Here is a 13,875-nt window from a genome sequence, read left to right on the forward strand (position 1 = left end):
AATTACAATGCAAAATGCAAAAAGGTCTGGCTGGTAACTGTCAGGCTTTTTTGTTTTTTTTTCAAATTCTCATCCGGAAGCGGGAAATTCTCATTTAGAAGTATTCGTAAAGAAGGAAAGGCTATTTTTGTTTTGCAATTTACAGGCGTTTTTTATGAGGATAAAACAGTGTGCTTTCTTATTGGTAATTCTCTTTTCGGCTTATGTGTCCGGGCAGAATAAAAAGGCTGACAGTCTTTTGGCTGTGGTGCGGAAAACCGAAAATGATATCGATAAAGCCAAATTATATAATGCAATTGCTGTGGAATATGGTGCTGATGATCCGAAACAGATGCAGGATTATGCAGAAAAAGCATTGCAATTGTCGCAAAAAATAAAATTCCGGTTAGAGGAAGGGAGGGCATATTTGAATAAAGGCAATGCCAGTATCATTGTTGGGAATTACGAACAGGCACTTTTTAGTTTTTCAAATGCCAAATCGGTTTTTGAAAAGGAACTGGAGCATAAAAGTGCAGATAAGAGTGAAGAACTGAGCAATGGACTGGCCCGTGCTTACGGGAGCATTGGGATAGTGTTTTCCGAGCAAAGCAATTATTCTAAAGCGCTGCAATACCATCTGAAAGCCTTGAAAATATATGAAGCTGGTAAAAATTATGAAAAACTGGCCCGTGTTTATAACAATGTGGGAATTGTGTATAAATCCCAGGGCGAAGAGTTTAAAGCGCTGGAATATTTTATCAAATGTCTTAAGCTCCAACAGAAAATAGGGGATAATACCATTGGGATTACCACTACCAATATAGGGAATATTTACCTTCAGCAGAAAAATTACGGTAAAGCTTTGGACTACTACACTGAAGCACAACGTTTGTTTGAAAAATACCCGAACGCCAGAGGTTTAGGAGAGTTGTACAACAATATAGGACTTTACCATAAAAGCAAAGGCGAACCGGAAATAGCGTTGCTAAACCTTGATAAAGCTTTGGTATCGTTTGGAAGCATCGATGATAAGTTTGGGAAGTCGGCCACTTATTTTTACATCGGCGAGGTCTATTTTGAGATGAACAATTTTCAGGAAGCACTTTCGAACACTGCAAAGTCTCTGCAGTTAGCACAGGAGCTTGAGATTACCGAACAGGTTCAGTTTGCGGAAAAACGCCTGAGCGAAATTTACGAGAAACTCGGGCAATCCGCTGAAGCCCTGAAGCATTATAAATTGTACAGTGCGGCGAAAGACAGTGTGAGCAATCATGAAAGCATCCGGAACAGTGTCCGTGCGGAAATGAATTTCGAATTCGATAAGAAAGAAGCGCTTCAAAAGAAAGAGCAGGAGCAGAAAGAAATTGTTTATACTGAGCAGTCCAAAAGGCACCGCCAGCAAATCTGGTTCGTCATTTTGTTTGTTTTGGCTTTGAGCGGCATCGGCTTTTTGATTTACAATAGATTACAGCTGAAAAAGAACTTAACCCTTCAGAAAGAACTGGCAGAATACGAGCAAAAAGCGTTGCACCTGCAGATGAACCCGCATTTTGTGTTCAATTGTCTTGGGTCGATTTCCAGTTTTATTGTTCAGAACGGAACCGATTCGGCTATCAAATATTTATCTAAATTCTCCAAACTGATGCGATTAACCCTGGAGTATTCCAAAGAGTCGCTGATTCCGATCGACAAGGAAATTGAAAGCCTGCAGAATTATCTCGAACTGGAACAGCTTCGCTTCAATCAGAAATTTGATTTTGAAATCCGAAAAGATACAGTCATTGAAGACGATACGGCACTTCCGCCGCTTTTGTTGCAGCCTTTTATCGAAAATGCGATCATTCACGGTTTGATTCCCAAGAAAGATGCCGGTAAGATTCTGGTGGATTTTTCGCTGAACCATGAAAGCCTCATTTGTACCATAACCGACAACGGAATCGGTTTTGACGAATCCAAAAAACTGAAGGAAAATCTGGTTTCGGTTCATAAGTCGATGGCGCTCGACATCACAAGAAAGCGTTTGGAAATGATGGAAGCATCCACTTCGAAAAAGGCAAAAGTCGCGATTGAAGAGCTAAATGAAGCAGGAACAATTCAGGGCACCAAAGTAGTTTTAAATTTACCAATCCAATACATTACCAAATAAATGAATGCAATTGCAGCTTTACTGATTGATGACGATGCCAATTTACGTAACGGAATGAAGAGTCTTTTAACCCGATATGCGCCGGAAATCAAAATTATTGGGGAAGCCGACAGCGTGAAATCTGGAGCAGAAGCCATACAACTACTGGAGCCTCAGGTGGTTTTTCTGGACATTCAGTTGGGTGACGGAACCGGTTTTGATATTCTGGAGGAAATCGCGCAAAAGAATGGTAAATCTACTTCTCATATCGTTTTCATTACAGCACATGAGCAATATGCAGTAAAAGCATTTCGATTCAGTGCTTTGGATTTTCTGCTCAAACCCGTCGATCCGGAAGAACTGGAAAAGGTTGTGGTGAAAATCAAAAACGTGTTGCACAAAAGCGATAATTATGCACACATCGATTTGTTGCTCGAGAACATTCGCAAGAAAGTGGATAATTTCAAAAGGATCGCTCTTTCCACTTCAGACGGGATTCATTTGTTTGAAATCAGCGATATCATCCGATGCGAGAGCGAAGACAATTATACCAAGTTCTACATCAAGAACAATAAGCCGGTTCTTATTTCGAAAACCTTGAAGGAGTACGAAGAATTGTTAACCGAACACGGATTTGAGCGCATTCATCAATCGCATTTGATCAACCTGTCGTATCTGAAATCCTATATCAAGAAGGATGGCGGTTATGTGATTATGGCAGATGACAGCAACCTCCCGATTTCGCAACGGAAAAAGGAACGTTTGCAGGAGCTTTTAAAGAATCTCCACTAAATTCTAACCGAAACAAGGCGAATACTCAATTGCCGGAATTTGCTGATTGTAAGTTTTTACTTTTGAGGTGTGATACTACAGAAAATATAAAATATGAGAAAAATACTTTTACTTCTTTTGTTGATTAGCGGCTTAGTCCAGGCACAGAATGTGGTTATTCCGGATGTGAATTTTAAAGTGAAATTATTGGCGGCTGATGTGACAAATAATATTGCTAAAGATTTGAGTGGGAATTCTTTTAAAATTGATTCGAATAATGATGGTGAAATTCAAGTTTCTGAAGCGCAGCAGGTATCTGGTTTGCTTGTGCATAATTCCAATATAAGTTCATTGGTTGGGATTGGTAGTTTTGTGAATCTTACGATATTGAATTGTTATAGCAACAATATTTCGCAATTGGATCTTACAGGATTGAATCAGTTAGAAATTTTAAATTTTTCGTATAATCAAGTTCAGAATTTTGATGCAAGATCATTCAGTAATTTACAATACATAGAGTGTAGTCATAATGTTATGACAACATTGGAGGTTTCGGGACTTCAGAATATGATTAATATAACTTGCAATAATAATTTAATATCGAATATTGATTTTACAGGGTTGAATGCATTGACCAGCATCACTTGTCAAATTAATAGATTGTCCAGTTTACTGCTTGAAGATTTGCCGAATCTTGAGTATGTGAATTTTGACAGCAACTTATTAAGTTCTGTAACTATCAATAATTGTGATTCTTTGGATTCGATTTCATTATCCGATAATCAAATGCAAATGCTATCACTGATGAATTTAACGAATTTAAGTGGATTAAGTTGTGATAATAATCAATTGGCATCTCTTAATTTAGTCGGGTTGAATAACTTGAATTATCTATCATGTTCTTTTAATCAGCTTTCTAATATGGATTTTTCAGGCGTGCCAAATTTATATAGCTTTTCAGGTGATAATAATGATTTTAATAGCCTCGATTTTTCAGCGTTGCCAAATTTCGGGCTGCTTAACTGTAAAAACAATCTGAATCTCACTTCAATAAATTTAAAAAATGGAAGGCAGCAAACTTATAATCTTGATTTTCCAAATGAATGGTTAAATTGCCCGAGTTTGACGTTTGTTTGTGCTGATGAAGCAGAAATTCCGACGATTCAGCTTGTGCTGCAAAACAATAGTTTGAATGATGTGGGTTTAAGTACTTACTGTTCCTTTACTCCGGGCGGTGATTATAATACCATAACCGGAAATATAATTTATGATGTGTCTGGTAATGGTTGCGATGCGACCGATTTGCCTCAGCCTTTTATCAAAGTTAAAATTAACGACGGAACTAATGAAGGAGCTTCTTTTGCAGATGGAAATGCTAATTATGTGTTTTACACACAGGCTGGGAATTTTACAGTGACCCCGGATGTTGAAAACCCGTCATTCTTCAATTTTTCGCCTGCCAATGCAGTAATCAACTTCCCGGATAACAATAACAACGTTGCGATTCAGAATTTTTGTGTCACTGCAAACGGTGTGCATCCGGATTTGGAGGTGGTTATTGCTCCTGTCTTTTTGGCACGACCAGGATTCGACGCCTATTACAAAATAGTGTATAAAAACAAAGGGAATCAATTGTTTTCCGGGAATGTGGTATTGAATTTTAACGATGGGGTTTTGGATTTGGTTTCGTCAGTGCCCATGCCGGATATACAAACAATGGGACAGTTCACATTTAACTTCACAAATTTGTTGCCTTTTGAAAATAGGGAAATTTTAATTGTTTTCAATGTTAATTCATCTCTGGAAACACCAGCGGTTAACAGTGGGGATGTTTTGAATTTCATGGTTTCAATTAGTCCGACTGTTGGCGACGAAACACCTAATGATAATCAGTTTGTGTATAACCAAACTGTTGTAAATGCTTGTGATCCTAACGATAAAATATGTCTGGAAGGTGATGTAGAGTCGCCCTCAAAAATTGGGGATTATCTGCATTACACCATTAATTTTGAGAATATAGGAACAGCAGATGCGGTTAATGTGGTGGTGAAAGATGTTATCGATACAACAAAATTTGACGAGAAATCACTTCAGGTTTTAAACAGTTCGCATCCGGTTGTAGCAAGAATCAAAGGAAATATTGCAGAATTTATTTTTGAGAACATTCATCTGGAGGCAGCCGGAAACGGCGGAGGCGGAGGCGGACACGGTAATATATTGCTGAAAATCAAGACCAGAAGTAATCTGGTTGCAGGGGAACAGGTAAGCAATAAGGCAAACATCTACTTTGATTACAATGCGCCGATTGAAACCGATTTTGCCCGCACCACTTTCCAGACTTTAGGATTGAATGATCATTTGGTTGATGATACAATTGCTTTGTATCCGAATCCAACGCAGAATACGGTGAATATTAAGTCGGATGCGGTTATCAAATCGACTCAGCTTTTCGATGTCCAAGGCAGGATTTTGCAGACTGTTTTGACAGATGAGAGACAGCAGTTGCTGGATTTGACGTCACAGGCTGCCGGTGTTTATTTTGTGAAAGTAACTACTGATAAAGGAGTTAAACTGGAACGGATAATCAAAAAGTAGTTTTTTGGAAAAAGCAATTTTGGGAAAACCTGGAGAGAATTACGCTTCAGGTTTTTTCATTTGAAAGGAATTTTAAAATAATTAACGAAAAGGCTATCATTTTTCTTTTTTAATTCATTGGGAATTTCATAAATTCGCGTAGAACAAAAAACAAATACATTTAATTCCTAATACAAACATGTCGAAAACTGCAATATTAGAAATTGATGGCAACAAATATGAGTTTCCAATTATCGTGGGAAGTGAGAAAGAGGTTGCTATCGATATTGAGAAGCTACGTGCTGCTACCGGTGCAATTACCTTAGACCCAGGGTATAAAAATTCAGGATCTTGTCAAAGTGAAATCACTTTCCTTGACGGTGAAGAAGGAATTCTTCGCTACAGAGGTTATTCCATCGAAGACTTAGCAGAAAAAGCAAATTTTTTAGAAGTATCGTATTTAGTGATTTTCGGGGAATTGCCAACTGCAAAACAGTTAGAGCAGTTTGAGACCGATATCCGCAGATATACTTTGGTGAACGAGGAGATGAAAAACATCATCGACGGATTCCCTAAAACGGCACACCCGATGGGTGTTTTATCGTCCTTAACCAGTGCGTTAACGGCATTCAACCCTAAAGTGGTGAATGTGGAGAACGAAAAGGAAATGTATGAGGCGATCTGCAAAACCATGGGTAAATTCCTGGTGATTGCAACCTGGACGTACAGAAAATGTATGGGTTATCCGTTAAACTATTACGATAACACTAAAGGTTATGTGGATAACTTTTTGCGTTTAATGTTTGAATTGCCAACCGGGCCTTACAAAATCAACCCTGTGGTGGTGAGTGCGTTGGATAAATTGTTCATCCTTCACGCCGATCACGAACAAAACTGTTCTACTTCTACGGTAAGAATGGTAGGTTCTTCTCACGCAGGTTTGTTTGCGTCTATTTCAGCAGGAGTTTCTGCACTTTGGGGACCACTTCACGGAGGGGCTAACCAGGCAGTATTGGAAATGTTGGAAGAAATCCAGAAAGACGGTGGTGATGCGGAAAAAGCATTAGCAAGAGCAAAAGATAAAAACGATGATTTCCGTTTGATGGGCTTTGGTCACCGTGTTTATAAAAACTTCGATCCAAGAGCAAAAATCATCAAAAAAGCTGCTGATGAAGTATTGGCAGAATTAGGTGTAAACGATCCAATCTTAAATATTGCGAAACAATTAGAAGAAGCGGCTTTACAAGACGAATACTTCAAATCAAGAAACTTATATCCTAACGTAGATTTCTATTCCGGAATCATTTACCGTGCATTAGGAATTCCAACGGATATGTTTACTGTGTTGTTCGCCATCGGTCGTTTGCCGGGATGGATCGCACAATGGAAAGAAATGCGCGTGAACAAGGAGCCAATCGGACGTCCGCGTCAGGTATATGTTGGAGCGCCTTTGCGTCCGTTTAAACCAATGAACGAGAGATAATCAGATTCAAAAGCAATAAAAAAAGTCCCGAGCAATCGGGACTTTTTATTTTAAATGATTTTTTATTGAGCTGGTTTTTCCTCTTCGGAATTTCCTTCCTCGGATTGTGTTGCTTCTTCCGGTTTTGCTTCTTCCGCTTTCTGTTCCTCTGGCTTTTCTTCCGGTTTTGCTTCTTCAGTATGACTTGCAGTAACCTCTTCAACTTTATTTTCAACGCTGTCTACCACACCTGAGATGGCTTCGCTGGCTTCATGAGCTTTTTCTTCTACCCAGTCAGCAGCCTGAGAAGCTTTTTCTTTTGCAGAATCCACTAAATTGTTCAAAGAATCTTTTACGCCTAATTCTTCTAATTTTTGTTCTGCTTTGTCTGCCATTTCGTTAACCTTTTCGGAGGCTTCTTTGGCAAACGATTCAACTTTATCCACAGCGGTATCCGCCATGTTGGAAACATTTTCGCTCATGTTATCGGTGCTTTTTTTAGCTTTTCCGAAAAGCGAATTAAAAAAACTTGATAGTCCCATAATTTCTTTTTTTATCAAATATACTTAAAAATAACTTAGGAAATACCTTATAGGAAGAGAAACTCGTGATGGTTTGCTGTTTTCAATTTGTTGATTTAGTGTGAATTGAAAAGGTGTTAACTTATTTTTAACGAACTCTTTCTTTTATCAGAGCCCTTTTTTTATCTTTGTCAAAAGCCCGAAAATAACGAATTTTCAAGATGCTGTGATTTTTCAGTATTTTAGGGTTGAACAAAGACTTTTATGAATAGGGAGATTACTTTTCTAATAAACAAATCTGAAATTACAGCCGGTACACGGGGCTCCTCTTTAGGCCCGGACTCCATTATGACGGCCGCCCGAAAAAAAGGGAGCTATATTTTTGGTGAAAACAAGGTTGAAAAACTAAAGAATAAAAATGAATTACTGGACCATCCGACGCGTTATCAGTTTGCTAAACGGATTGATGGTTTGGCGGAAGTGTATGCGGTACTGAACGATACGGTGTCCAATATTATAAAAGGAGATTCCTTTCCGATTGTTTTGGCAGCGGATCACGGTTCAGCAGGAGGAACTATAGCCGGGATAAAATCAGCCTATCCGGACAAACGTCTTGGTGTGGTCTGGATCGATGCCCATGCGGATATTCACACTCCATTTACAACACCTTCCGGAAATATGCACGGAATGCCTTTGGCTACGGCTCTGAATATCGATAATCTTGAATGTAAGATAAACGATGTTGATTCCGAAACCGTGGCTTTTTGGAACCAACTGAAAGGAATGGGCGGGATTACCCCAAAAGTGGCTCCGGAAGATTTAGTCTTCATCGCAGTAAGGGATACCGAAGAGCAGGAAGATGCGGTTTTAAACCGATTATCGATCAAAAACTACGAAGTTGCTGAAGTGAGAAGCAAAGGCGTAGCGGCCATGATGGCGGAAATCGAGCAGCAGTTAAGCCATTGTGATATCATTTATGTGTCTTTCGATGTGGATTCGATGGATCCCGAGATGACTTCCCACGGAACCGGAACCCCTGTTGAAAACGGGCTTTCTCCGGAAGAAGCAAAGGAGATTTTGCTTCATATGGCTAAAAATGACAAAACTGTTTGCATTGAAGTGGTGGAAGTGAACCCTTGTCTGGATGAGAAAATCAATGTCATGGCTGAAGTGACTTTGGGAATTATCGAATCGATTACGGAAGCCTTAAAAAAGTAAATTATGCGACAAACAACCAATACAGTGGTAATGATTCGACCGGTAGCTTTTCGAAGAAACGAACAGACTGCCGTTAATAATTATTACCAAAAGAGTGGCGACGGACTTTTGCCGGCGACCATTAATGCAAAAGCACAGAATGAATTCGACCATTTAGTGCTGAAACTGGAAGAAGCTGGAGTGAACGTAATAGTGGTAAACGATACATCAACCCCTGATACGCCGGACAGCATCTTTCCTAACAACTGGATTTCTTTCCACGAAAGTGCCGATGTTACTTTATATCCGATGTTTGCCGAAAACAGACGTTTGGAGCGCCGTGACGACCTTTTGGATCTTTTGGAAGAAAACGGTTTTTATATCGAACAGTTAGTGGATTATTCCGCTGCGGAAAACGACGGGGTGTTTTTGGAAGGTACCGGAAGTTTAGTCTTGGATCGTGAAAACGGAAAAGCCTATTGCTGCGTGTCTCCACGTTCCGATGAAGAACTGATGATTGAATTCTGTGAAGATTTCGAAATGGATCCGGTGATTTTCGATGCTTTTCAGACCGTGAATGGCGAACGCATGCCGATTTATCACACGAATGTAATGTTGTCCGTAGGAGAAAAATTTGCGGTGATTTGTGTCGATGCCATAGATGATGCCAAAGAGCGCAAAATGGTTTTGGATTGTCTTCGTTCCGACGGAAAAGAAATCATTATCATCACAGAAGAGCAGGTGAATGGTTTTGCCGGGAATATTCTTCAGTTACGAGGAGAAGACGATAAAAGAATTATCGTGATGAGTACAGCTGCCCAACAAAGCTTTACACCGGCGCAGTTGAAAGTTTTGGAAAAGCACGGAGAAATCATAACTGCTGATTTGACTACCATTGAAACTTACGGAGGCGGAAGCGCCCGCTGTATGATGGCGGAAGTTTTTTTACCGCTTCAGGAGGATGATGAGGAGTAAGGAAATAGATAAAAGAGAATAGAATACAGAATAAAAAAAGACCTCAAATTGAGGTCTTTTTAGTTTTATATCGCTTTAAAAATATTTACCATTGCACTGCTGATGTACTGGACTCCGATGGCAATTACAAAGAATCCGATAATTCTCGAAATCGCTACAATTCCGGAAGCGCCCAGTAATTTGGAAAGGTAATGACCGCTTCTCAAGATGATGAAAATGGCAAAAGCCACTGCCAATATTGATAAACAGATAATCCCTTTGTCCATATAATCCGGATAGTCCTGATAGAAAGCAATCAATAAGGAAATGGAACCCGGTCCGGCAAGAATCGGCATGGCTAACGGGGTTAGCGCAATGTCGTTACGGGTCTGGGCATCACTGGTCACTTTTTTGTTCACACCTCTTTTCTTGCTGAATTTTCCGCTTAACAAAGCAAAACCCGAACTGGCAATCACCAATCCGCCTGCGATACGAAGCGCATCAAGACTGATCCCGAAAAACTTAATCACATATTCCCCCACAAAAAAGGAAATGATCAAAATGATGAAAACGTTAATCGCGGTCCATAACGAGGTTCTGAAACGTTCGGATTTCGAATCGTGTTCGGTTAAACCTACGTAAATCGGAATGGCTCCAAGCGGATTCAATACGGAAAATAGGGCGGCAAAAATGTAAACGAATAATTCCATGGTTTTTATTGCAAAATTAATTTTAGACTGACGGACAAGGGTAAACTGAAATTTAAGGAAAGATTATCTTATCGGCTGCGGTCTTGTTTTTACTAAAATAGGAAAAAATGGATAAAAACAGTAACTTTATTGAAAATTATTCCACATGAAAACACTGGTAATCGGAGCTTCAGACCATCAGGAACGCTATTCTTTTCTGGCAGTGAACAGTTTATTGCGTCACAATCACGAAGTGGTGGCTATTGGCGGGCATAAAGGGCAGATCGAAAACGTTGTCATAGAAACTGAAAAACAGCCATTCCAAGATGTTCATACGGTAACCATCTACCTAAATCCGCTCAGGCAGCAAGAATATTATGAGTATGTCGTAGGCTTAAAACCCGAGCGCGTCATTTTTAACCCCGGAACCGAAAATCCGGAATTTTTCCAGGTACTGTTTAAAAATAACATTCCTTTTGAAACGGCTTGTACTTTGGTTTTGCTCAGTACTAATCAGTTTTAAAAACGGGTTTGTCCTGTGGCAGGTTTGCTGATTAAGAACAATCCCAATGCTGTAATCAATCCGTTTACGATAATCAGTTCGAAGGAAAAGGCATAGCCGCCAAACCATTCTTTGGAGTGGGAATTGATGAAGTACGTTACCAATGGCGAAAGGATACAAATCAGAGGAACCAGTTTGTCGTTTACCGTTTTCGACTTAACAAATAATCCAAAACCGTATAAGCCTAAAAGCGGCCCGTAAGTATAACCGGCAACCGTGAAAATCATGGTAACCACGGATTTGTCGTTAAGGGAGTTGAAGACCAAAATCACCAAAAACATTAAAAACGAAAAAGCAAGATGCACCATGTGTCTTGTTTTTACTGTCTGTAAATTGTTAGCATTTTCACCTTTGTCCATGCCCAGGAAGTCTACACAGAAGGAAGTGGTTAAGGCAGTTAAAGCACTATCGGTTGTGGCAAAAGTAGCAGCAGTCAATCCTAAAAGGAAAATCACGGCCGGTACTATGCTTAAATGTTTGAAAGCAATTTCCGGGAAAAGATAATCGGTTCGGGCAACGCCGTCCACCATCGGAATACTGATGCCGTTCTTTTCGGCATACATATATAAAAGGGCGCCGACACTTAAAAAGAAAATATTGATCAACACGAAGATACCGGTAAAGGTGAACATGTTTTTCTGAGCTTCCCCGATGTTTTTACAGCTAAGGTTTTTCTGCATTAAATCCTGATCCAAACCTACCATGGCGATGGTTACGAAGATTCCGCCCAAAATCTGTTTTACGACATAATTGCCGGCCAGATAATCCTCATAGAAAAATATTTTGGAATACTGACTGTTTTTTACTGCCTCAAAAGCTTCAACTGCACCGAAATCCAAACTCTGACAAACGAAAATAATGGTCAGGAAAACGGAGGAAACCAGGAAAAATGTCTGTAAAGTATCTGTAATAATAATGGTTTTAAGTCCTCCGCGATAGGTGTATGCGAAGATCAGACCTAATGAAATAAGCGAAGTGGCTGCAAAAGGAACTTTGAAATCGTCAAATACATAACGCTGCAATACGATAACCACCAAATACAGACGAAAAGACGAGCCGATCGTTCTGCTGATCAGGAAGATAATTGCTGAAGTTTTATAACTGATGGTTCCCAGTCGTTGTTCAATATAACCGTAAATCGAAGTCAGGTTCATGCGGTAATACAACGGAAGCAGGACTTTCGCAATGATGATAAATCCGATGGCGTTTCCGAGTATGAACTGAAAATATTTGAACTGCAAATCAGGATTGCCAACCTCACCGGGAACGGATATGAAGGTTACCCCTGAGAGCGCCGTACCGATCATTCCGAACGCCACCAAGTACCATTTCGAGTTTTTATTGGCTTTGAAAAACGTATCGTTACTATGGTCTTTCTTGCTTACGATGTTGGAAATCAGGATAAGTAGTCCGAAGTAAATGATAATAATGATCAGTATGGTCGTTGAACTCATTGCGAATATTTTAGGATGCCAATTTACATAAATAATCTTCATAATTTCAAATCGGATAATTTTCAAATAACTACTTTTGTGGCATGGAATTTTCATCGAAACTTTTAGAAAAAGCGGTTAACGAAATATCGCAGTTGCCCGGCATAGGAAAACGGACAGCTTTACGACTGGTGTTGCATCTGCTGAAACAGCCTAAAGAACAGACGCAGCTGCTTAGTGAAGCGCTTTTGCAACTGCGGGAAGATGTGAAATTCTGTAAAAGTTGTCATAATATTTCAGATACCGACATTTGTGAGATCTGTGCAAATCCTTCCAGAGATACTTCGGTGATTTGTGTGGTGGAAGATATCCGCGATGTGATGGCCTTGGAAAACACCGGAATTTTTAAAGGGCTGTACCATGTTTTAGGCGGAAAAATTTCCCCGATTGACGGTGTTGGGCCAAGTCAGCTCAACATTGTGACATTGGTGGAAAAAGTAAAGTCCGGAGCGGTTAAAGAAGTGATTTTTGCGTTAAGTTCCACCATGGAAGGCGATACTACTAACTTCTATATTTACAAACAAATCAAAGATTGTAATGTGGTTACTTCGGCCATTGCCAGAGGAATAGCCATTGGTGATGAGCTGGAATATGCTGACGAAGTTACTTTAGGCAGAAGCCTTATGCAGCGGATTCCGTTTGAGAATTCGCTGAACAACATGTAAGTGTTACTTTTTGGGATATTATCGCCGAAAAGTTTAAAAATATAAATTGAAGAACTATATTTGTTTTTTCTAAAAAAATGAGAATGCGGAAAGTTATTTTTCTTTTATTGATATTGATAGGTGTGACCAGTGTTTCCTGTATTCCAAACCGGGATTTGGTCTATCTTCAGAATAAGTCACAGGATAGTTTATCAGTTTCAGTAAACCCTGTTATGAATAAGCCTTATAAAGTTCAGGTAAACGACATTTTGAACATCAAAATCAAAGCCCTGGATCAGAAATTGGTGGAAATGTTTAACCCTTCGGAAGGCGGTAACGTACAACAGACACAGTCAGAACAAGGATTGTATTTCAACGGGTTCTCTGTAGACGATCACGGAAACATCCGAATTCCTGTTTTAGGGGAAGTAAACGTTTTAGGATTTACGCTGGATGAAATCAGACAGAAAGTGGAAAAACAACTTCTGGAAGAATATTTTAGAAAAGAAGCCAATATTTTCGTAACCGTTAAACTGGCCGGTTTGCGTTATACGGTAAACGGTGAAATTGCAAGCCCCGGTACCAAAACATTGTATCAGGATAAGGCAACCATCATGGAAGCTATTGCCAACGCCGGGGATATCACGATGACCGGAAACAGGAAAGAAGTGACCATTATCAGACAATATCCGTACGGTACGGAAACACATACTATCGACCTGACCGATTCCAAAGCCATGAAGTCTCCTTATTATTTTATTCAGCCGAACGATTACATCTATATCAAACCGCTGAAACAAAAATCGTGGGGAACCGGTACTACAGGAACACAGTCCGTGGCGACTATCATTACGGCATTGTCATTAGTTACCACAACTTATCTGTTACTTAGAAATCTATAAAA

Annotated in this window: 12 protein-coding genes; 9 read left to right on the plus strand and 3 right to left on the minus strand. The window is 39.7% G+C overall.

Annotated elements, in window-relative coordinates; genetic code table 11:
• Positions 1–154 precede the first annotated feature (154 nt).
• The 4 genes from ACWPKD_RS10490 to ACWPKD_RS10505 all read left to right on the plus strand — a co-directional run bounded on the left by ACWPKD_RS10490 (position 155) and on the right by ACWPKD_RS10505 (position 6,932).
• Complete coding sequence (locus ACWPKD_RS10490) at positions 155–2,125, plus strand: tetratricopeptide repeat-containing sensor histidine kinase (RefSeq protein WP_455412629.1); 1,971 nt, start codon at positions 155–157, stop codon at positions 2,123–2,125.
• Entirely contained in the window at positions 2,126–2,896 is a 771-nt protein-coding gene (locus ACWPKD_RS10495) for a LytR/AlgR family response regulator transcription factor (RefSeq protein ID WP_455412630.1), read from the plus strand.
• Positions 2,897–2,989: 93 nt separating this feature from the next.
• The gene (locus ACWPKD_RS10500) at positions 2,990–5,470 is read left to right on the plus strand and encodes a DUF7619 domain-containing protein (RefSeq protein ID WP_455412631.1); all 2,481 of its coding nucleotides are present in this window, start codon (positions 2,990–2,992) and stop codon (positions 5,468–5,470) included.
• A gap of 178 nt (positions 5,471–5,648) precedes the next feature.
• Positions 5,649–6,932, plus strand: a complete 1,284-nt coding sequence (locus ACWPKD_RS10505; protein WP_455412632.1) for a citrate synthase — start codon at positions 5,649–5,651, stop codon at positions 6,930–6,932.
• 62 nt (positions 6,933–6,994) lie between these two features.
• Here ACWPKD_RS10505 and ACWPKD_RS10510 read toward each other — a convergent pair whose 3' ends face one another.
• Complete coding sequence (locus ACWPKD_RS10510; RefSeq protein WP_455412633.1) at positions 6,995–7,453, minus strand: hypothetical protein; 459 nt, start codon at positions 7,451–7,453, stop codon at positions 6,995–6,997.
• A 243-nt stretch (positions 7,454–7,696) separates the two neighbouring features.
• Between ACWPKD_RS10510 and ACWPKD_RS10515 the strand changes: the two genes are divergently transcribed.
• Both ACWPKD_RS10515 and ctlX read left to right on the plus strand, forming a co-directional pair.
• The gene (locus ACWPKD_RS10515) at positions 7,697–8,650 is read left to right on the plus strand and encodes an arginase (protein WP_455412634.1); all 954 of its coding nucleotides are present in this window, start codon (positions 7,697–7,699) and stop codon (positions 8,648–8,650) included.
• Between the two features lie 3 nt (positions 8,651–8,653).
• On the plus strand, positions 8,654–9,604 hold the full coding sequence (ctlX, locus tag ACWPKD_RS10520) for a citrulline utilization hydrolase CtlX (protein WP_455412635.1): 951 nt from the start codon (positions 8,654–8,656) through the stop codon (positions 9,602–9,604).
• Between the two features lie 65 nt (positions 9,605–9,669).
• On the opposite strand, the gene ACWPKD_RS10525 is transcribed toward ctlX, so the two are convergent.
• Positions 9,670–10,293 (minus strand): MarC family protein, encoded by a 624-nt coding sequence (locus ACWPKD_RS10525; RefSeq protein WP_455412636.1) that lies wholly within the window; start codon positions 10,291–10,293, stop codon positions 9,670–9,672.
• Positions 10,294–10,438: 145 nt separating this feature from the next.
• On the opposite strand from ACWPKD_RS10525, the gene ACWPKD_RS10530 reads away from it, so the two are divergent.
• Complete coding sequence (locus ACWPKD_RS10530) at positions 10,439–10,795, plus strand: CoA-binding protein (RefSeq protein ID WP_455412637.1); 357 nt, start codon at positions 10,439–10,441, stop codon at positions 10,793–10,795.
• On the opposite strand, the gene ACWPKD_RS10535 is transcribed toward ACWPKD_RS10530, so the two are convergent.
• Positions 10,792–12,288, minus strand: coding sequence for a sodium:solute symporter (locus ACWPKD_RS10535; protein ID WP_455412638.1), 1,497 nt, complete (start codon positions 12,286–12,288; stop codon positions 10,792–10,794). The genes ACWPKD_RS10530 and ACWPKD_RS10535 overlap by 4 nt on opposite strands.
• Positions 12,289–12,371: 83 nt before the next feature.
• Here ACWPKD_RS10535 and recR point away from each other — a divergent pair, with 83 nt between their 5' ends.
• Positions 12,372–12,992 (plus strand): recombination mediator RecR, encoded by a 621-nt coding sequence (recR, locus tag ACWPKD_RS10540; RefSeq protein WP_455412639.1) that lies wholly within the window; start codon positions 12,372–12,374, stop codon positions 12,990–12,992.
• 83 nt (positions 12,993–13,075) lie between these two features.
• On the plus strand, positions 13,076–13,873 hold the full coding sequence (locus ACWPKD_RS10545) for a polysaccharide biosynthesis/export family protein (RefSeq protein WP_455412640.1): 798 nt from the start codon (positions 13,076–13,078) through the stop codon (positions 13,871–13,873).
• Positions 13,874–13,875: the final 2 nt, after the last annotated feature.

The sequence above is a fragment of the Flavobacterium pedocola genome, assembly GCF_053764385.1.

Bases quoted from the DNA above. Each gene is read 5' to 3' on its own strand.
- ACWPKD_RS10490 (WP_455412629.1), top strand. From the start codon at position 155: ATGAGGATAAAACAGTGTGCTTTCTTATTGGTAATTCTCTTTTCGGCT.
- ACWPKD_RS10495 (WP_455412630.1), top strand. From the start codon at position 2,126: ATGAATGCAATTGCAGCTTTACTGATTGATGACGATGCCAATTTACGT.
- ACWPKD_RS10500 (WP_455412631.1), top strand. From the start codon at position 2,990: ATGAGAAAAATACTTTTACTTCTTTTGTTGATTAGCGGCTTAGTCCAG.
- ACWPKD_RS10505 (WP_455412632.1), top strand. From the start codon at position 5,649: ATGTCGAAAACTGCAATATTAGAAATTGATGGCAACAAATATGAGTTT.
- ACWPKD_RS10510 (WP_455412633.1), bottom strand. From the start codon at position 7,453: ATGGGACTATCAAGTTTTTTTAATTCGCTTTTCGGAAAAGCTAAAAAA.
- ACWPKD_RS10515 (WP_455412634.1), top strand. From the start codon at position 7,697: ATGAATAGGGAGATTACTTTTCTAATAAACAAATCTGAAATTACAGCC.
- ctlX (WP_455412635.1), top strand. From the start codon at position 8,654: ATGCGACAAACAACCAATACAGTGGTAATGATTCGACCGGTAGCTTTT.
- ACWPKD_RS10525 (WP_455412636.1), bottom strand. From the start codon at position 10,293: ATGGAATTATTCGTTTACATTTTTGCCGCCCTATTTTCCGTATTGAAT.
- ACWPKD_RS10530 (WP_455412637.1), top strand. From the start codon at position 10,439: ATGAAAACACTGGTAATCGGAGCTTCAGACCATCAGGAACGCTATTCT.
- ACWPKD_RS10535 (WP_455412638.1), bottom strand. From the start codon at position 12,288: ATGAGTTCAACGACCATACTGATCATTATTATCATTTACTTCGGACTA.
- recR (WP_455412639.1), top strand. From the start codon at position 12,372: ATGGAATTTTCATCGAAACTTTTAGAAAAAGCGGTTAACGAAATATCG.
- ACWPKD_RS10545 (WP_455412640.1), top strand. From the start codon at position 13,076: ATGCGGAAAGTTATTTTTCTTTTATTGATATTGATAGGTGTGACCAGT.